This is a genomic window from Lysinibacillus sp. NPDC097868 (assembly GCF_044761135.1).
Classification (GTDB): Bacteria; Bacillota; Bacilli; order Bacillales_A; family Planococcaceae; genus Lysinibacillus.
In genome coordinates this window covers 2,568,305-2,587,770 of the sequence record NZ_JBIWBS010000001.1, presented here as the reverse complement: position 1 = coordinate 2,587,770, position 19,466 = coordinate 2,568,305, and the positions used below count along the sequence as shown (strand labels likewise).

Genomic DNA, 19,466 nt, shown 5'->3' with positions numbered 1-19,466 from the left:
TTTACAAGATAAGGAAATAACCGATAAAATAAGATGGAGGGATAAAAATATGAAAAAACTAGGGACTCTATACTTTTTCTGCGGAAAAATGGGAGCTGGAAAAACGACTAAATCAAAACAAGTGGCTTTAGAGAAGCAAGCAGTATTGTTATCTGAGGATGAATGGCTTGCATCTCTTTACCCTAATCAGATTACAACATTTGAAGACTACCTTAAATTCGCAGCGCAACTCAAGCCGATGATGAAAAAGCATGTCCAAAACATATTAAGTGTTGGTACAGATGTAGTAATGGATTTTCCAGGTAATACTCAACAACAGCGAAAATGGTTTTTGGATATTGCATCAGAGGTAAATGCAAACCATCAACTAATTTTCCTTAATTTAAATAATGAGCAATGCTTACGTCAAATTGCACAAAGGTGTATCGAACAACCCGAAAGAGCAACTTTTGACACAGAAGAGACGTTTATTCATGTTACTAATTTTTTTGAAGAACCAGCAGTATCCGAGGGTTTAAATATTTTAGAGTTTAGTGGGGAAGAATAATAAGGTTTGCAACATATCCTTGAAGATTTATAAAGTATGTAAAAAAATACTAAAGGAGACCAGCGATAGTTTCTATTAAAGGTAATGAGATTGTTCGGATTTAGATGATTACATTAAAGGCGATTGGCATGCTAGTAATTCACCCTACCCTGTTAGGTATAGAGGGTGATTTACTTTTTTTTTGAAAAAGTAAATGACAACGCAAGAATCGTTACAATAAGTGTAGCGAAACTAAACATGAGCGTTATAGACTCATAAACTGTCATTGGAACCATCTCCTTTATTTTCGTTTGAAACGAATTTTTGGAATAAAAGATGACCAATCACCCTTAATATCTCGACCTACTACATGTAGAAATTATACCTTTATTGGCGTTTAATATTAAAAAAGCGAACACTAATTCTTTTGTACGATTATAAGGGAATTAGTGTTTTTTAATTTGTTACGATACATTCTGCAATCTCTGGAAAATCAATAAATGGATTCCGATTGCCTTGAAGTTCATGGATAGCTAGGTTGCGATGCTTTTCATAGATAGATACTGGAAAAGATTGATGCCATTTTAACAATAAGGAGATATTCTCTAGTTCTTTTTTTATTATGTTTGGATAGCGAATTAGGAAATAGAGTGTTGCTCTAGCAACGATTCCTTTGCCGTATTCTGGTTCGAATTTACTTTCTTCAGCTTTGCCGCAGCCATCTTTGATTCCTAAAATTAATCCTTCAGGGATATAATCATGGAAATCGTAATAAGGGTAGTTGCTGCGACTGCTATTGCAGGTAGGATTGCAGGCGAATAAATGATGCAAGTCTCCTCTCATCGGTTCTTTTTTATCGAACCATGATTGAGGCACTACATGTTCACAGTTAAATAGATTATCCGATAAGATGCTTATTAACCCTTTTGCCTGCATTTCGTGGAGCCGAACGTCCTCCTCCATGACAGAAAGGGGATCCATCCTTTTTCCAGAATAAAGACTTTTTAATGAACCGTTTTTCTGTAAATCAACCCAGGGGTACACATAACGGTGCGGGCTGTAGTTTAACTGATCTGTATGTGTTTTTTTGAGCAATGTGTGAAGGCTGTCTAAAAGAGTAGTATTCGTGAATGAAATGCTATGATAGTATTGATTTCTGACTTCCTTATCTTTCTTTTCGTCATAATAGGGTTGATTTTCCTGATAGTTTAAAAAGTCTGACTTGGCCGTTTCCCATTCACAGTATAGCAAATCTAGTTTTTCCATTATATTTTCAACGCCTGTCCAGATAATTTTTGGTTGAATACATCCGATAAGTATTCCTCTGTTGTTAAGTACAGCATTCCGTTGCCTTCGAGTTTTGGTGAGTTTCCTAAAGGAATCGTTCTTTTTATTAATTGTGCATACAGCTCAGCCTCAGTCAGATTTCGCTCAAAATTTCTGTTGGCATTCTCTTTTATGAGTGCAAGTGCACCAGATATATGCGGTGTTGCCATCGAAGTTCCGCTTAGTTTTGCATAAGTGCCGTTTAAATACGTTGAAAGGATTTCTTCACCAGGGGCTACTAAGTCGACTTCATTATTCGAATTTGAAAAATAAGAAGATCTGCGTTGCAGGTTAATGGAACCGACGCTGATGACTTCATTGTAGCAGGCAGGATAGGCCAATTCATTTGAAGAACTCTGTCCATCTCCCTCATTACCAGCAGCACAAACGACTAGTATTTGATTAGTGATTGCGTTTTGAATAGCTTGGTGTAACTCAGGTACATCGACAGAACCTCCGAGGCTCATGGAGATGATATCCACCCTTTGTTCAACTGCATAGTTAATACCATTTATGATCCAGTCGTATTGCCCTGATCCATTTTTATCAAGCACTTTTAAAATCAATAAACTTGCCTCAGGTGCAACACCAACTACTCCTGTGTAGTTATTATTTGCAGCAATTGTGCCAGCCACATGGGTTCCATGGCCATTATAATCGATGTATCGATCAGGTTGTCCATCATCATCATGAGTGAAATTCCACCCACCGATAATACGCCCACTCAAATCTGGATGGGTGACGTCGCAGCCTGTGTCCAATATCGCAACAGTAATCCCCTTCCCTTTAGAATTCTCCCAGACTTTTGGTGCTGCAATAAGTTCAATACCTTCAGGCACCATTTCGACCACTTCGACCACTTCATTCACTTGAAACGGAATTAAATGTAACTTTTGCTTCATTTGTATCCCTCCTGAAAGAAATTAGGTTTTAAGTGTATTCTTGGTAATTAATAATATTCTAACAATTCTGAATTTTGATTAACAGTTACAATAGATGTGTTTTTATCTAAAATATCAAAATTTTAATAGTGAAAATAGTATTGGTATCTATTAGTCAATATCGCATGATAACATCTTAAAGATTGTGGATGTTTGTACTTAAAATAAACTGCATTGGAGAAGTTGAAGTTCATGGAACAGAAGATGCTTATAAAGGTATCGAATTAATACGTGTACATAAACTTTCTAAAGATACAACATTAGCTGAAGTAGAAAATCTATTCTCTACGCAATTTCACGAAGGTAAAAAGGGCTATAAAAATCCAAAACAATGCGTGGGTAAAATTACAATTCGAGCAAAAAGAGAAAATGGTGAAATTGTATTTTTAGAATAGAAATTTTGTTGAAAGAAGGACACGATTGAGGGGAAAAATGGAATTTAAAGTTTTCAACAAACGGGCGCGATTTGGAATAAGTATTAGCGTTCGTTTTCATTAAAGGGCCATGAAATTGAGCAACATATTTATAAGAATATTGTTAAGGGCAAAAGAAAATGTGAGGATTTTCATTTAAACAAAATGGACCAAAAATAATTAAATCAATTCATCAATATTAACTTTGAAAAAATTGGGGAGAGTAAGAAATAGATAAAGAATATTTACTTTAATATTAAAGTGTTTTAAAATCCTTTAAATACTTAAATTTACAAGGAGGCATATTATGGAACAAAACATTCCTGAATCAATTGATGAATATATTTTACAATATTCTCAAGAGATTCAAGAAATATTAAAAACAATAAGAAAGGTAATAAAGGAATCAGCACCAAATGCCGAGGAAAAAATAAGTTACCGAATGCCTACTTTTGTATTAAACGGAAATCTGGTACATTTTGCTGCATACAAAAACCATATAGGCTTTTACCCAACTTCAAGCGGGATTAATAATTTTCAGCATGAATTATCGGGATATAAAACCTCTAAAGGTGCAGTTCAATTCCCAATTGGAAAACCCATCCCTTATGGATTAATTAGTCAAATAGTAAAATTTAGGGTTGCTGAAAACCAAAGTAAAGTCGAAGGGAAAATAAAAAAGAAATAATTTGTAGATGGCAAATTTCCCTTTGTTTATGAACTGTAACAAAAATCATAATAACAGGATTTTTCAACAATCGGCGCGATTCTATAATATGGATCAGCGCTCGTTTTCATTAGAGGGTTAGATTATTGAATAACATGCTTTTGTAAATGTAACTAGACGATTCTTTGGGTGCTTTTTTCATCTAACATTGTAGTATAGTTAAATGTAAAAGGGGGGACAGAGGATGGATAACCAATATTTCGTAGGGTGGGGTACATTGGCATTGATAAATGCTGCACTTGCACAAGGGAAAAATAGAACGGGGTTAAATTGGTTCTTACTTTCACTTGTATTAGGTCCATTGGCAACACTAATTTTGTTATTTGTTGAAAAGAGACAGTAACACGTCATATTAGTGCAGCAAGGATTTATAACGAATACATAAATAAACTTAATAATGTCCCAAATACAAGTTAATCTGATTTTCAACAATTGGGCGTTGTGAAAAGAATCAGTGCTCATTTTCATTAAAGGACCAGATTGTAGAGGATGAGTTCAAGAGGGCGAGCATAATGTCATGTAGCCGAGTGTCAATGAGCAGTTTATTATATACTTATTACTAACTAAGAAAAATAAACTTATATGATAGATAATAAATTCTATATGGAGGTGTTTATTTGCCTAAAATTGACAATATACTAGCGATTCTATGGATGCTTAATTCAAGTGAAAAAATTACTGCAAAACAAATTGCAGAAAAGTTAGAGATGAATATAAGGACTGTTTATCGTTATATTGATACACTTTCTACAAGTGGTGTACCTATAATTTCAGACACAGGACATAACGGTGGATATACTTTATTAAATAATTTTATTGAAGCCCCTCTTTTTTTTGATTTTGAGGAGCAAACTTCTCTATTTCACGCTGCTGTTTTTGCAGAAGAAGCTGGATATTATGGAGGTGAAGCACTAAATCGAGCCATTTCGAAACTAGGTAAATACTCAAATCAAGATCAGGAAACAAAGATAAACCAACATTTATCTAGTCTTGAAGTAATAAGTCGTTTAAGTTCCATCTCTATGGAGCCTTCCTTGAAGGAAGTGGAGCAGGCCGTAGCTGACGGATACTCTGTAAAAATTCTATACCTTAAATGTGGCGAAGAACAATCAACATTTAGATTGGTTGATCCGTACAGAATTATTTATTGGCATAATAAGTGGTATGTGATTGGATTTTGTCATCTTAGGAATGATATCCGTAGCTTTAGAATGGATCGAATTGAAAGCTTAATGCTAACTGAAAATAAGTTTAACCGACCAGAAAATTTTTCAGCAAGTGACTTTTTTATGGACAATCTCCTTCCAACTATAGAAGATAAGGAAGGGATTACCCCTTTGGTTATGAATGGGAATACAAGGACGCTGGATGATATTTGCCAACATTGGTTTTTAGGACATTATTTACAAGAACGGACTTCAACTCAAGCAGTTTTTCTTCTTGAAAAAGATATGATACATACATATGTACCTTATTTACTTTTACCGTACAATAAATCTATTAAAGTGATTGAGCCAATAAGTCTTAAGAAAAGACTTATTGAAGTTCTGTCGGAATTAATAAAATTTCATCAAGAATGATAACTTCCCTGACGTTAACTGTCAGGGAAGTTATCTTATAATAGCTGTATCAATTGTGATTGGAGTGTTATTGGATGCAAACAAAAAAAGTTTTTCTATATGTATTTAATACAATGTCGGACTGGGAATATGGATATTTAATTGCTGAACTAAACTCAGGAAGATATTTCAAAAAAGATTTAGCACCTTTAAAAGTAATTACAGTAGGAGCTAATAAAGAAATGATTACTACTATGGGAGGACTGAGCATACAACCAAATATTTCCGTTGATGAATGTATTCTTGAGAGTAAAGATCTTTTGATTTTACCAGGAGGGACTACTTGGAGTGAAGAAATTCATCAACCTATCTTGGAGAGAATTGGCCAAGCTTTAAAGCTTGGCACTATTGTTGCTGCAATTTGTGGTGCAACTGATGCCCTCGCGAATATGGGATACTTGGATACTAGAAAGCATACAAGTAATAACTTAGAATATACTAAAATGGTATGTCCTAACTATAAAGGGGAAAAGTTCTACGAGTTGGGATCTGCGGTATCTGATGCGAATTTAGTAACTGCATCAGGAATAGCTCCTCTGGAATTTGCAATGGAGGTACTGAAAAAAATAGATGTATTTACACCAGATGCATTACATTCATGGTATAACCTAAATAAGACTCATAAACCTGAATACTTCTTCCAGTTAATGAATTCCATAAATAGCTGAGCTGATAAATCACCTTAGCAGTTTTATATTAGTTCAAATAAAAATCCTGCTTTAGACAATGTCATATGTTTATGGAAGTAAAAAACGTACAAAGCACTCCTGAAGTTGTTATAAATAGAATTGGGAACAAAATCTCTTTTTAATCTTATTGAACAACGGTGTGCTTTTTTCTTTGGCAATAAAGTAGGAACGACCTTCAATAAACGGGCGCATTTCTTTAATAAGGAATGCGCCTTCTTCCATTAAAGGGCCATATTGTGGAGCAACCTCTTTAAATGAAAGTAAAATTTAAAAAGAAGGTTAAGAAATTTTTGGACTTTCAAATCAATAGAAAAAACGCTGTAGTACACAGCGTTTTTTGCTTTAAATTGAAGAAATAGGGTCCTCTAGGAGCGCCCTAAAAAACAGAGTGCAAAGGTCACTTTTTATTCTCCATTTATCGATGTATTTTATTTATTTTGAAGTATCGGAACAACTTTTCCTTACTAGATAATAAACTTTTAATTTAGATAATTTTTTTATATCTACTTGTGCGATTATAATTCCCAATATAACGATACTACTACTAATAATATCTTTTAGCGTAAAAACTTCCTTTAAAAATAAAACCGCAAAAAAGGCTGCAAAAATCGGTTCAAGTGCAAAAATTAAACCTGTAAGTGTAGGGGTTGTATATTTTTGTGCAATCGTTTGACCAATAAATCCTACTGCACTGCAAAGTATCCCAAGACCTAAAATACCAATCCAAGAGTTTAATGTAGATGGTAAAGACGGAGTTTCAAATAAGATACTACAAATCATCGCTAATACTCCAGCTACGCCTAATTGTAAAATACCAAGAGTCAGTGAATCATCTTCTTTTGTCAATTTTCCTGTTAAAATGATGAATGTCGCATACAACAGTGCGCCCATAATACATAAAATATCTCCAGGGTTTATTGTTAATGAATGTTTTAATGTCAATAACCCAATACCCGTCAAAATAAATAGTAACCCAATAAAAACCTGCCTAGATGGTAAGCGTCGAACTAATAAACAATTGATTAAGGGTACGAAGATTACGGTAAGGCTTACAAGGAATCCCGCATTAGAGGCTGATGTCATACTAACACCAAATGTTACAAAGGTGAAAACACCAAACAATAATGTTCCTAGCATAAAAGAAGAAATAATCACTTTTTTAGTAACTAGCATTAAACGTTTGTAAAAGAGAATTCCTGCTATTAAAAAAGCAAGTAAAAATCTAAGCCCAACAATATTGAAGGCTTGGAGTGAACCAAGCCCTAATTTCATAAAAACATATGATAGCCCCCAAAAAGCATTTATAACTATCAATAACATATTTGCCAATGCCTGTTGGCTCATAAACTCCAATCCTCCTTGTATTGTTTGCGAAGTGGAATATTATTGTATTTCCTTTCTTAGCTGTTCCGTTGCAGCCAGTGCCTTTAAGTCCTGTGAAATATCACCTGGTCTGTTTCCTTCCCCAATAATATATCCTTCGAAAGTTGTCCCTACAAAGTTAAAGATATGTTGAAACTGCTGAATCATTGGTAAGCCTTTGATATATGGTTGATCTCCACCCACTGCAATGACATATGCTTTTTTTGAAGCCATAATAGACTTGAAATCAGGATAATTTGGATCTTTTAAAGTCTGTGACCAACGATCAATAAAGTTCTTCATTGTGCCTGTCATGCTATACCAATAAATTGGGGTAGAAAAAATAAGAATATCATGTGGAAGGATAAGATTAATGATGGAATTATAATCATCATTGACTTCAGAAAAACCTCCCTCTGCATGTCGCTTATCAATTATAGGTTCAATTAAATAATCCTTTAAATATACTTCTTCTACATCTAAACCTTGGATGGCTAACTTTGTTAACGTTTCTGTGTTTCCGTTTAGACGGTTTCCACCGTAAATAACTGCTATTGTCATGTGAATTAACTCCTTTTCCTCGAAATCTTCTACTATTGTTCTTCTGATATTAATATCTTATACTAAGTTGATAAATCGATACAGACGATTATTTCGATTAAATAGATCGGAAAAACCGATTTGAATGGGGTTGATATAAATGGAAATTAAACAGTTGATTACATTTAAACATGCTGCAGAAAATCTGAACTTTACCCAAACTGCAAAAATATTGAATTTTGCTCAATCAAGTGTTACTGCTCAAATCAAATCCCTTGAAGATGAGATTGGGAAACCTTTATTTGAGCGTTTAGGTAAACGACTGATTTTAACGGAAGCTGGACATCAATTTAAAAGTTATGCAGAAAAAATGATTAATTTAAGCCAAGAAGCAATTACAGCTGCAAACGGAGAGGAAGAATTAACTGGTACGTTAACAATAGGGGCGCAGGAGAGTCAGTGTACTTATCGATTACCACTAATCCTTAAAGAGTTCAAGACTGCCTTCCCAAAAGTAAAGCTAGTATTTAAACCTTCACATTCTGATGAAATGGCGAGAAAGCAGCTAATGGAAGGTTTATTAGATATTGCTTTTATTATGGATGAAAGCAAACCTGATGGATCGTTAAAGGTAGAGCGACTTATCAAAGAAGAGTTAAAATTAGTTGCCTCACCAAACCAATCTAAATCAGACTTTTCAATAGATGATCTGAAACATGAAACTCTTTTGCTTACAGAAGCTGGATGTTCTTATCGAAATATGTTTGAAGAATCTCTAAATTCACTTGGAATATATTCATTAGATAAAATTGAATTTGCTAGTATAGAGGCCATTAAACAGTGTGTTGTTGCAGGATTAGGAGTGGCACTACTGCCTGAAATGGTAGTTAAAAAAGATATTGAAGAGGGGAGAATGGAGGAATTGCCGTGGAAGTATTCCATACCTCCACTTTATACTCAAATTGCTTGGCATAAAGATAAATGGATAACACCACCTTTAGGTGAATTTATAAGCTTAACTCGTAAGATGTTCCAGTCAGTATAAATTAAGTTCTTCAACAATCGGGCGCGATTGTTGAACAACGAAAAAAGCCTAATTTCTCAATTTTAATGAGAAATAAGGCTTTTTATATTTACTTATAGTGCAAAATAGCATTTAAAAAGTGTGCAATTTATCTCTTAAAGTGACAGTTTAAGTTTTATGAATCAATTCAAACATTCTTACTATTATTACGTTGAATGAAATTTAGATACAGATGTAAAATTATCAGTATTATACCAATCACTCCAAGTGTAATTGGAAAAATCGATAAGTTAATATCAAAATAATTGATTGTCTTTTCACCATCTAAGTACAAAATAGATTTAGGATAAGCTATTGAGATTAACTTAAGAACAAAAAACATAAAAGTAGAAAAAGATATACAAACGATTCCCGATATTACCAACAATGTAAAAAACCTCCTTTAATAACAATTAATTGCCATATAGAAATATATGGTATATAATGGGTTTGTAAGACAATGATTACACAAATTCGATAGGAGGGCAAGTTTATGAAAAAATTGTTTTCAATGTTAGCAACTGTAATACTATCATTTTCTCTTGTCGGTACTGCATTTGCTTCGGAATCTGTAAGTCAGGAAACGGAAACTATTATTCCTGAAAGCACTCAAATAGAAAATGACTCTACAGTAGGTGAAGTAGTAAACACTTCTCCAGAAATATCACTTGAGGATTATGGAATCCAACCTATGTATCTATGGAATACAGTTATAAGTAATGGGTATCAAGGATTATCGTATGGCGCTTGGGTAGATGGAGTTTCTGGATCGGGAGCTGCAACTTTGACCCTAGCAAAGACAGTTGGTGTAAGTAACACTTTTAGTGGTACACTTACAGCAAAAAAAGATGATATTACTGCAGCAGTAGGGTTTAGCATTACGTGGACGGATACTACTACAGCTTCTTACTCAGTTCAGGTACCTGCAGGTAAGAAGTACAAAATTCAGTATCGTTCAGTATACAAAAAATATAAAGCTACACAAACTACTTATAGTACTGATATCGGAAGCACTGTTGTGTTAGGTACAGATATTATTTATCCGATGCAGTACCAATATCTTGAGTACAGATATGTAGAAATTTAATTTTGAAAAACATTAAAATCCACAACCTCAAACGGTTGTGGATTTTTGTTCTCAGTAGAGTAAAAAAGGTAAGAAGTATATTTAATTCATTTTGCAAATCGATTTTAATGTGGTTTTGAAAAGAGTTTAACCGTTTATAAAAAAGATGAACCGGAATATTTCCTATCTCTATAAAGTGAAGGGATTTCGGTTTTTCTTGTGGATTAAGAGCCAGTTAAGTGATAATAAAGTTATTCCATTAAAGGGCCAGATTGTTGAATAACATGCTTTTAAGAAGTGTTTCTAAACGAAGGTTTGGTAACTACCGAAATTGGAAGTTACATTATTTGGTATACTATTTATTATTAAAAATAATTAGAAAGAGGAATGTTTTAAGCATTTATCGTTATTTTGCTTCAAAAAAGCCCTTATCTACTGTAAAAAAAAATCCCTAAAGGAAAATTACTTATTTTATAAAAGTGTCGCAGTTGAAGCGAATTTTGAAAAATTAAATGAAAGTTTGAAATTCTTCCGTGTAGAAAAAATCCACCTATCGCAGCAGGAGAGCAAATTCAAAAGCCTTATATTTATAAGGTGAGAGGGACTGTAAATGAGACAACTTTTATGCAACTTGTTGACTATATTAAGGAACATGTTGCAGAACAAAATCGCGTGGAGTTTTGGTCAATATTTTAGGAAGCTAACCTATTTTACAAAAGAGTAAAAATCCAACAATCACTATTTATAACCTTTTCACCGAATTAAAATTAAACAATATATGTTAGAGCTATCATTTATCACTCAATCCTGTTAAATGAAAGAAACATTGACTATTACCTATATCCTAAATATTGGGTTTGTGATAACATATATCTAAATCTTTTAACTGTAAAAAATATGAAAGGAAGTGTAATAATCATATATGAATAAGATATTGAAACCGTTGATTAGTGTTATTGCAATTGGTGCCCTCTCTCTATCTATAAACATAGATAATAATGTATTAGCTAATAATATTGCAAAAACATGTGAGTATGATTCGGCATCGAAAGTAAACCCTGATTATTCCACAATGAACTGTTTATTAACCGAAACAGCACTGATTTATGATGTTCCTCCTGAAATTGTGAAGGCAATAGCGGAAGGTGAAAGTGGAAATTGGCGTCATTTTGATAAGAATGGTGAAGCGATTGTGACAGCTGATAATGGAATTGGCATTATGCAAATTACAAATCAAGTCGGCTACAATCAAGATAGACTAAAAAGCGATATTGTCTATAATATACAAGCTGGTGTAGAGACGCTAGATGATATGTTTAAGCGAAAGGATTTACCTAGCATCAATGGTGGGGAAAGAGATGTACTGGAGCAATGGTACTTCGCTATCATGGCTTATAACGGTACTAAGCCAATAAATAGTCCAATTGTGCAAGCAACTGGTGAAAGAAATACCAATGCCTATCAAGAAAAAATTCTCAGAATCATTAATAAAATGGAATTAATAGACTTAACAGAGCTGCCTTTTTCACGTGAACATTTTCAATATGACTCTAACAGCAAGGAAAATATTAAATTTTCAACAATGAACTATGATTTTGATTTACCATTAACAAAATCCAAGTATTATTTTGAAACAAATCAAAAAGTTAGTGCAATAACGAATGTAACAGTTAGGACAAAACCTACTACGAATAGTCCTTCTTTAGGTACTTTACGTGAAGGTGAAAAGGTTACCATTACGGGTCCTTTTGAATATGAAAAAGTATCAACGACGAAAAACCATTTTGTTTGGTATCCTGTGAAAAGAAGTGACGGAACTGAGGGGTATGTAGCATCAAGTTATTTAAACTACTCATCTTCAACGCCGACTCCTCCAGTAACACCGCCAACAACGGGAAACGTTGATGTATCAAAGTTTGCTGATTACAATGCAAACCAATACTGGGCTGAGGATTTTAAGTGGGCAGTCAACATCGGTATCATCAGTGGATATCCAAACGTGAAAAATCCATCAACAGGTAAGTACGAAAACTTACTGAAACCGTACACGAACTTAACGGAAAATCAAATGTTATCGATCTTATTACGTTACTTCAAACCATCAGAACTAGCTTCAACGACAGCAATTACTTCATGGTATGGAGACGTAAACTACCAACTGGCTACGAAATACGCTCTACCAGTTCTAGGTGCAAACACAGCGTCTAAACAAGCCATTGCAGGTAAGGATATCACACGGGGTAACTTCGCTCGTATCTTAGCTTCAATGCATTTTGGTAAGACTGTATCTCAGTCAGAAGCTATTAAATTCCTTCGTGATAATGGTTTAACAACTACTAAAACAAATGAAGAGTTTAAACCAAATGATTCGTTAGCAAGAGCACACGCAGTGGCATTCTTTCACCGTTACGAACAAAAATTTAATAACTAAATTGCAACATACTAGTGAAAAGGTGATTATCAAAGTCATCTTTTCTTTTTTTTGTTTAAAAGATCCTTTCTGGACACTCTTCGAACCTTTCATAATTAAATTAATTGACACAGATTGCTTGATATCCTGGGACGTCTAAAGGTTCAGATAGAACAAGTTTGAACCAACTATAAAGTGCCTAAAATTCTTTTATATCAAGGGTTTTAGGCGTTTTCCCTTTTTTGAAAAACCAATAGAAAAGGATAGAAAATGAAAAGTTTCTACACATTTTCTACACACAAAAGGTATTATTAAATCGTTTCGTGACTGTTCTTGAACTAAACGGCAAAAAGGTTAAGTGTAACTATTTGCATACAATTAGCCGAGCAGACTTCAAGGTAACCCATATTTCATTAATTTAGAAAGGGCAGTTTCCTGATGAATTTCTATAATGTAGGATTATAAAAAAGTTTGATCATTTGTATTAAGTTTGATTAGTCGTTTGAAAAATAGTAAATGTGTTTATAAATGTGAGTTGATTTATTCAACAAACGGGCCAGATTGCGGAATAAGATTCCTAACAGGAATTATATAAATTACAAACTTTGAAGAAATAATTAGAGGAATTTATTGGGGGTATTTTAAAATGTTTATCGTAAATGTTGAAGGTGCTGTAATGAAAAATGATAAGTGGCTTATTATTGAAAGAAGCAAAAAAGAGGAACATGCTGGTGGTCTACTTTCTCTAGTTGGAGGTAAGGTAGAGAAAGAAGGAAATTCGTCGGACATATTAGAGAGAACATTGAAACGAGAAATTTTAGAAGAAATAGGAGTGAAAGTAAAAGATAGGCTAAATTATGTACTTAGTACATCGTTCGTAACAGATAAAGGTGAAAATGTAGTGGATATTGTTTTTCTTTGTGAATATGAATCAGGAGAAGCATTTCCTAAAAGTATTGAAGAAGTAGAAAAGGTATTATGGTTAACTACTGAGGAAATATTAAGCCACCTAAATTCACCAATTTACTTAAAGAAAAGCATTAAACAAGCAGAGACTTTGATTAGCATCCAATCTTAAATAATTGCTTTTCTTATTAAACATAAGTGTAGGGTCTCTAACCGAATAACAATTTACGATTTTCAACAATCGGGCGCGATTCTGTAATAAGGATCAGCGTTCTTTTGCATTAAAGGGACATTTAATTGAATAAAACTTCTGAAATAAAAAGGTATTTTATGTTAATCTTGATGTGAGTTTGTGAAACAGTGTACTAAAGTCAACGGGGAAGATTTTTTTAATCATCCTAACTATTTCCTTGTTTGGTGAACTGCATAAAATTTTGAAATGCCCACATAATAAAACAAAGTAAAAAAATGAAGGGAGGTGTTTATTTTGAAGCTCCTTTTAAAAACAGTTTTATCCTTGTTTTTAATTTCTATATTTCTAAATTCCCCTCAATTTGCTCAAGCAGAACATTTAGATGAAATAGCTACAAATGAAGGTGAAGTAGTTTACCAATTTCAATATAAATATGATGAAATTTACAAACTATTAGGGTTAACTGCTAAAGAGTATGAAGTATATTGGAAAAAAGGTCTTTCTATTGCAGATATGGCTGAAAAACAAGGAATTGGAAGGGAAAGATTGTATGAGTATTTTGTAACTTTTCATTATAATGAAATGGAGAAATGGAAGTCTAAAGGTATTTTGGTAGGTCATCTTTACTTCACTCAGGTTTATACTTTGAAGGGAGAAATAGGTGATTTTATTGACAGGAATCCTGTATATAAAAAATAATCCATTGTGAATAAATGTACTTAAACTAACGCGGACATACTACACCTAAATAAGAATTAGGGTGATGAAATGGATAAACGTATTCCTCTTCTAATGGTTTTATTTAGTCTATTAATTTGTGTATGGGATTTTGGAATAGTAAATGCAATTTCGGATGACACCTCTCCATCTTTTGAGGAAAGGTATACTGAAGCTGGATATAAATCTGTAGAAGTTGCTATTAAGGAATTTGAAAATCATTTTAAATCAAATGTAAAGCTACCTGAAACTTTACCTTCTATTTCTTTCACACATCAATATGGAAGATTTTTTGAAGATAAGAACTATAATTTGAATGATTCTCTGGAAATTAGGTTTGTTAACAAAGATATAAGTAATAATATTTATAAAATTGATATTCGTACTATAGAAAACAAATTGGACTTCAAAGATAAACTGAACTTAAATAGTAAAGAGTATACACTTCAAGATGGTGCAAAAGCCATATATTTTGAACATCAACTATTTAACTTTTTTGTATTTGAAAAAAATAATTTGCAATATATGCTTGGAATTTATAATAAAGTAGCCAACGAAGTAACACCTGAAATATTAGTTCTAATAGCTAACTCAATTTAATAATTAAATTAAAATGAAAATCATTAGGGCATTCTTCAATTAATGGGGTGCTTTATTTCAAGATGGGATTTCACAGAATCCCATCTTTTTCTTTTATTTCTCTTATTGAATAATTTTATCTTCCACAATCGGGCGCGATTCTGTAACAAGGATTAGCGCTCGTTTTCGTTAAAGGGCCAGATTGCGGAATAACAATTTTTTGAAGGTTTACTAAAGGATGATTGGATACTTTTTTTAACTAAAAGAGTAATTATTTTAAAATGAGGAAGAACTTTGTGGTGAATGGTAACGTCGTAATATTAAGTTATAAAGTGAGGGAAAATATGGGGTTTTGGTATTTCTTGATATTATTTGTAGGATTATTTTTAGTGATTAAGGGGCTACTTCGGAAAAAAAGATTAAGCTCAGTACTTATTGGATTATTATGTATTTCGTTCTCAATATTTATGTTTTCTCCAGGAAGTGATGAAATCATTTTGAAATTATTCAATTTGAATTAGAGTGTAGGTGATTTCATTCAAAATATACTGGGTCATGAAAAGAGTGAGACTACAAAGATATACGCTCAACTAAGCGGAAAGCTAAGACAAGATTTATACAGTAAATACTTTTAAAAAACTTTCATTCAATCAAGACACTCATGTAGAATTACAATACTTTCTAAAAGGAGGATATATAATGAAAGCAACGAAACTCGTATCATTAGCAATACCTATTCTATTATTAGTAGGTTGTGCGGTAGAAAATAAAGAGTCTACTCCTAAGACTGAGCAGTTAAGCAAATCAACAATTAAAACAGTAATATCAGAGAAACAGTATCCCTATTATATTTGTGAACAATTAGTAGAGTTTCAATACATGAAGGATTTATTCATAGTAAACTCGATGAAAGCTATGGAAGACAAAGAAAAAGAAAAAGATATTTTAAAAACAGCAAACAAGATGGATAAGATTTTAGACAATATGGAGTATGTAAAAGTTCCTGATAAATACAAAGACATTCACAAAGACATACAAGTAGGGGTAACAGATGCAAGAAAAGCAATAAAGCTTATTAAAGACGCTAGTAAAGAGGATAAGCCGAATATGCAAGAAGCTGTACTAAAAAGTACTCCACATTTATCAGGTGTAGATGGAGATAATTGGAAAAATGCACTTTATGAGTTAAGTAAGGAGAACAAAGATGCTTATGGTAAAGCACTTGATAAATTAATGAAAGAACATGCGGAATAATATAGTACCATACAACAATTATAAGGGAGTTATGCGTAAAATTAGTTCTTCAACTAACGGGCTGCTTTAGTTTAACAAGAATTATGGTTATAATCTTCCACAATCAGGCGCATTTCTTAAATAAGAAGTGCGTCTTTTTCTATTAAAGGGCCATATTGTGGAATAATAGTCTATTATGTAACGCCGCTTTCAGTGCATTTTAAAAGTGGTAACATTTTCTTGGCGCATTATTTAATTGTTTATGGAATAAAAATACGTTTAATCAATTGTATGAAAAAGAAATAAAATCATTATTACTTCAAGTCTTTTCGCGTATGCAAACTATCGAGGAAAGAAAAGGATATTCAGTGCAGTAATTCTTTATAGAGGAAAGGTTGCTGAAAAAAATGAAATCAATATTAAAAATACCCTTGGATCCAATAGCTAATCTGAACGAAGAGTTGAAACAAATGACGCCTCTTTCGATTGCACTTGGATATGAAAACGATGTATTTGTCCTACTGATGGAAGAACGAATCCCACTAATCGATGGTTGTTTCCCTGCAACCGTTACGGAAAAAAGGTATAGATATCAAGTCATTCATCTAAAAGATGGACAAAAGAAAGTAGTAGATTTGCCGAAAGAGACATGGAATTATCATTACATACAGCCGATTGATGACGGGCAATTTCTACTTGTATGCGCACGGTCGTATTACCATGATGCGCAAAACATTGAAGAAAACGCACGTGTCTATGATGAGAATGGGCGTTTCATCCGATCATTTTGTTTAGGGGATGGTATAGGGCATGTGTACGTAACAAAGAATCAAGAGATTTGGACAGGGTACTTTGATGAAGGCGTTTTCGGCAATTACGGCTGGAAGGATCCTGTTGGCCGTAGCGGGCTAGTTGGCTGGGACGCCTCGGGTGCTAAATTGGATTCGCTTGAAGAGGATAAGGAATATTTTATTTTTGAGTGTTTGGCGCTGAATGGTGCAGCTGATGGAGGAATTTGGTTTTTCTTTAGCCTAGATTCGAAGATTGGCGTACGGAAAGAGGGTTTCACATCGTATTATTCACCTGAAGATATTTATTTTCGGGCGTTTGCGGTGAATGGGGAGACGATCGTTGCACACCGAGGCAGCGGAGAACGTACACTCTTTGAGTTACAACGTGAAGGAAATGAATATAAGACTGTCCGTAAAATCGAGCTGATGAAGCCGGATGGTAAGCATATCGAACCGCAATTAGTCAATAACCGTGGGAGTAGGTTGTTGTTTTTGGACGGGGATGAGCTGTATATGTATGAAGCGAAATCCGGTGAGTGACGGTTTAAGTGGTAAGGAATATAGATTTAGTATCGCGCAGTTAAAGAGACGATTTATTGCCCGTTGAACTTAAATCGGGTGTTGAAATTGATATAGAAAAAGAGTAGCCGTTCAACCAATAAGCTACTTTTTTTTTTTGTTAATAAACCTTATAAATTCCTTATAATTACCTTTTATACTTTAATTATTGATTAAATACATGATGAAATTAGGGGGTTACCTTAATGGGATTGATAAGATGAGAAACTCTTTAAAGATTGCATTAGAGGAACAATGGTTATTAGAGAAGCAAAAAAGGGAACAGGTTTCAGCTTTGGCCCATGATATAAAAACTCCCCTCACGATAGTCAAAGGCAATGCTGAATTTACTTAAGGAAACCGAATTAACGAATGAACAAAAAAACTACTGCAATTATATAGAGGAAAGCAGTGAACAAATGGATGAATATATTCAAAAATTATTGACCTTTACAAAAAAGGAAATTGATAAAGAATATCCGAATGAAAATATCAAGGTTATACAAGTGCTAAGCTCTTTGAAAAGGCAAAGCGAGGCTTTAAGTAAAACAAAAAAGATTAAAGTATTATGGCAAATAAATGTTGAAGGCAATCTTTATCTAAAAGGTTTTGAAAGTGAATTCGAACGTGCATTAATGAATATTGTTAAAAATGCATTTGACTTTTCACCAGAGGCTTCAACAATTACTATATATGGTGTTGCGGATAATTATGAACTAAGTATCAAAATAGTAGATCAGGGCAATGGCTTTTCTAAAAAGACGTTGAGGTATGGAAAAGAGCAATTTTTTATGGAAAATGAAAGTAGAACAAAAACGGGGCATCACGGATTAGGCTTATTTATTGCGAACACCATTATTACAAAATATGATGGCGAACTAATCTTATCGAATGATGAGAATGGTGACGGGGCAGTTACAGTTAAAATTCCAGTTTTCCAAGAGGATGATTAATCAAAGCGAATCATCCTTTTGAATTATCGGGGGGGTATCTGAAGCCAAGCTCGTTTATCTTACTATAAAGAAATCCTAGGACTATTAAATGCGGTCGATGATATAGATACAAGTCATTTTAGATAAAAGAACGATAAAAATCGTTGACATGCTCCCATCTACCGACATCGCCAAAATACCATGGATATAATCCCAAGAACGAACTACTCGAAAGACATTCATCCTGTCCTCACCAGCCATTTGGTTTGTAAGAACGTAGTCAACACTTCAATGAATTCTGATTCTTGTTTTGTTAATCACTACTGCACAGTACATCGATACTATTCAATAGACTACTGTGATATGCAACAATCGGGCGCAATTGTTGCATAGGTGTCTCTTCTTATTCACTTAGCTGTCAAACAAAACGAAACCCAATTGTTTTAATCAGTATTTGTTCTAAACGAGTGGGTTTCTACTATATATAAAACTGCACGTACCGGAACATAAATGGATTCGTTAATATGACCACCTAGAACGTTAATGTTCTAGGTGGTTCTTTTAAGCCCATTGAAATTACATAAGTTTCGGAAACGCATCTTGAGTGGCATACGATCATCATTTTAACTAAGACTTTTTTTAGATTCCATTGTAAAGTTTTCTTCAGCATCAGAAGTTACAGCATACTTCGTAAATCTACAAGAGGGATTTAGGGCATTGAATGAGTATAGAAATTTGTCTTTAGTAGGGCTATTTAATTTAGCTAAATAAAAAACTTCAATATAAATGCATTTATGTTAATCAAAATTATTTAACAAACATTAACATTTGTTAGTATTGTAGTTAGGCGAAATTAGTTAAAATTAATAGGAAAC

The 19,466-nt window shown here is 33.4% G+C and carries 22 protein-coding genes and 1 pseudogene; 17 read left to right on the top strand and 6 right to left on the bottom strand.

All coding sequences use genetic code 11. The annotated features are described in order from the left end of the window. Positions 1-49: 49 nt before the first annotated feature. Positions 50-547 (top strand): P-loop nucleotide/nucleoside kinase family protein, encoded by a 498-nt coding sequence (locus ACIQXJ_RS12905; RefSeq protein WP_403054179.1) that lies wholly within the window; start codon positions 50-52, stop codon positions 545-547. Positions 548-717: 170 nt separating this feature from the next. Here ACIQXJ_RS12905 and ACIQXJ_RS12900 read toward each other — a convergent pair whose 3' ends face one another. The 3 genes from ACIQXJ_RS12900 to ACIQXJ_RS12890 all read right to left on the bottom strand — a co-directional run bounded on the left by ACIQXJ_RS12900 (position 718) and on the right by ACIQXJ_RS12890 (position 2,754). After that, positions 718-813, bottom strand: coding sequence for a putative holin-like toxin (locus ACIQXJ_RS12900; protein WP_219818977.1), 96 nt, complete (start codon positions 811-813; stop codon positions 718-720). A 169-nt stretch (positions 814-982) separates the two neighbouring features. Further along, the gene (locus ACIQXJ_RS12895) at positions 983-1,792 is read right to left on the bottom strand and encodes an endonuclease I family protein (protein ID WP_403054176.1); all 810 of its coding nucleotides are present in this window, start codon (positions 1,790-1,792) and stop codon (positions 983-985) included. After that, positions 1,792-2,754, bottom strand: a complete 963-nt coding sequence (locus ACIQXJ_RS12890; protein WP_403054173.1) for a S8 family peptidase — start codon at positions 2,752-2,754, stop codon at positions 1,792-1,794. The genes ACIQXJ_RS12895 and ACIQXJ_RS12890 overlap by 1 nt, the downstream gene beginning before the upstream one ends. Positions 2,755-2,942: 188 nt before the next feature. Between ACIQXJ_RS12890 and ACIQXJ_RS12885 the strand changes: the two genes are divergently transcribed. From ACIQXJ_RS12885 to ACIQXJ_RS12865, 5 genes are all read left to right on the top strand, one after another. Continuing rightward, on the top strand, positions 2,943-3,188 hold the full coding sequence (locus ACIQXJ_RS12885; protein WP_403054170.1) for a hypothetical protein: 246 nt from the start codon (positions 2,943-2,945) through the stop codon (positions 3,186-3,188). A gap of 325 nt (positions 3,189-3,513) precedes the next feature. Beyond that, complete coding sequence (locus tag ACIQXJ_RS12880; RefSeq protein WP_403054167.1) at positions 3,514-3,894, top strand: iron chaperone; 381 nt, start codon at positions 3,514-3,516, stop codon at positions 3,892-3,894. Between the two features lie 223 nt (positions 3,895-4,117). Next, positions 4,118-4,276 (top strand): hypothetical protein, encoded by a 159-nt coding sequence (locus tag ACIQXJ_RS12875; RefSeq protein ID WP_167395904.1) that lies wholly within the window; start codon positions 4,118-4,120, stop codon positions 4,274-4,276. 274 nt (positions 4,277-4,550) lie between these two features. Next, positions 4,551-5,513, top strand: coding sequence for a helix-turn-helix transcriptional regulator (locus ACIQXJ_RS12870; RefSeq protein WP_403054164.1), 963 nt, complete (start codon positions 4,551-4,553; stop codon positions 5,511-5,513). 74 nt (positions 5,514-5,587) lie between these two features. Continuing rightward, entirely contained in the window at positions 5,588-6,220 is a 633-nt protein-coding gene (locus tag ACIQXJ_RS12865; RefSeq protein WP_403054161.1) for a type 1 glutamine amidotransferase family protein, read from the top strand. 453 nt (positions 6,221-6,673) lie between these two features. Here the strand turns inward: ACIQXJ_RS12865 and ACIQXJ_RS12860 are convergent, their stop codons facing one another. Both ACIQXJ_RS12860 and ACIQXJ_RS12855 read right to left on the bottom strand, forming a co-directional pair. After that, the gene (locus tag ACIQXJ_RS12860) at positions 6,674-7,585 is read right to left on the bottom strand and encodes a DMT family transporter (protein WP_403054158.1); all 912 of its coding nucleotides are present in this window, start codon (positions 7,583-7,585) and stop codon (positions 6,674-6,676) included. Positions 7,586-7,624: 39 nt separating this feature from the next. Then, positions 7,625-8,164, bottom strand: a complete 540-nt coding sequence (locus tag ACIQXJ_RS12855) for a flavodoxin family protein (RefSeq protein WP_403054155.1) — start codon at positions 8,162-8,164, stop codon at positions 7,625-7,627. A gap of 139 nt (positions 8,165-8,303) precedes the next feature. On the opposite strand from ACIQXJ_RS12855, the gene ACIQXJ_RS12850 reads away from it, so the two are divergent. The 11 genes and pseudogenes from ACIQXJ_RS12850 to ACIQXJ_RS12800 all read left to right on the top strand — a co-directional run bounded on the left by ACIQXJ_RS12850 (position 8,304) and on the right by ACIQXJ_RS12800 (position 18,612). Next, complete coding sequence (locus ACIQXJ_RS12850; RefSeq protein ID WP_403054152.1) at positions 8,304-9,188, top strand: LysR family transcriptional regulator; 885 nt, start codon at positions 8,304-8,306, stop codon at positions 9,186-9,188. 511 nt (positions 9,189-9,699) lie between these two features. After that, positions 9,700-10,293, top strand: a complete 594-nt coding sequence (locus tag ACIQXJ_RS12845; RefSeq protein WP_403054149.1) for a hypothetical protein — start codon at positions 9,700-9,702, stop codon at positions 10,291-10,293. Between the two features lie 901 nt (positions 10,294-11,194). Next, positions 11,195-12,703 carry an SH3 domain-containing protein gene (locus tag ACIQXJ_RS12840; protein ID WP_403054146.1) on the top strand — a complete coding sequence of 503 codons (1,509 nt, stop codon included), beginning with the start codon at positions 11,195-11,197 and terminating at the stop codon, positions 12,701-12,703. A gap of 625 nt (positions 12,704-13,328) precedes the next feature. Then, positions 13,329-13,760 carry an NUDIX hydrolase gene (locus ACIQXJ_RS12835; protein ID WP_403054143.1) on the top strand — a complete coding sequence of 144 codons (432 nt, stop codon included), beginning with the start codon at positions 13,329-13,331 and terminating at the stop codon, positions 13,758-13,760. A 315-nt stretch (positions 13,761-14,075) separates the two neighbouring features. After that, positions 14,076-14,480 carry a hypothetical protein gene (locus ACIQXJ_RS12830; RefSeq protein ID WP_403054140.1) on the top strand — a complete coding sequence of 135 codons (405 nt, stop codon included), beginning with the start codon at positions 14,076-14,078 and terminating at the stop codon, positions 14,478-14,480. A 69-nt stretch (positions 14,481-14,549) separates the two neighbouring features. Further along, positions 14,550-15,098: a carbon monoxide dehydrogenase gene (locus ACIQXJ_RS12825; RefSeq protein ID WP_403054137.1), complete on the top strand. Its 549-nt coding sequence runs from the start codon at positions 14,550-14,552 to the stop codon at positions 15,096-15,098. A 509-nt stretch (positions 15,099-15,607) separates the two neighbouring features. Beyond that, a pseudogene (locus ACIQXJ_RS12820) lies at positions 15,608-15,712 on the top strand (integrase); the annotation flags it as partial. 64 nt (positions 15,713-15,776) lie between these two features. After that, a complete protein-coding gene (locus ACIQXJ_RS12815) occupies positions 15,777-16,331 on the top strand; it encodes a metal ABC transporter substrate-binding protein (RefSeq protein WP_403054134.1) in 555 nt (184 codons plus the stop codon). Positions 16,332-16,717: 386 nt separating this feature from the next. Further along, positions 16,718-17,641 (top strand): hypothetical protein, encoded by a 924-nt coding sequence (locus ACIQXJ_RS12810; protein ID WP_403054132.1) that lies wholly within the window; start codon positions 16,718-16,720, stop codon positions 17,639-17,641. 199 nt (positions 17,642-17,840) lie between these two features. Continuing rightward, on the top strand, positions 17,841-18,014 hold the full coding sequence (locus tag ACIQXJ_RS12805) for a histidine kinase dimerization/phospho-acceptor domain-containing protein (protein ID WP_403054130.1): 174 nt from the start codon (positions 17,841-17,843) through the stop codon (positions 18,012-18,014). 64 nt (positions 18,015-18,078) lie between these two features. After that, positions 18,079-18,612 (top strand): ATP-binding protein, encoded by a 534-nt coding sequence (locus ACIQXJ_RS12800; RefSeq protein WP_403054128.1) that lies wholly within the window; start codon positions 18,079-18,081, stop codon positions 18,610-18,612. A gap of 84 nt (positions 18,613-18,696) precedes the next feature. Here the strand turns inward: ACIQXJ_RS12800 and ACIQXJ_RS12795 are convergent, their stop codons facing one another. Continuing rightward, positions 18,697-18,834 carry a hypothetical protein gene (locus tag ACIQXJ_RS12795; RefSeq protein ID WP_403054126.1) on the bottom strand — a complete coding sequence of 46 codons (138 nt, stop codon included), beginning with the start codon at positions 18,832-18,834 and terminating at the stop codon, positions 18,697-18,699. Between the last annotated feature and the right edge of the window lie 632 nt (positions 18,835-19,466).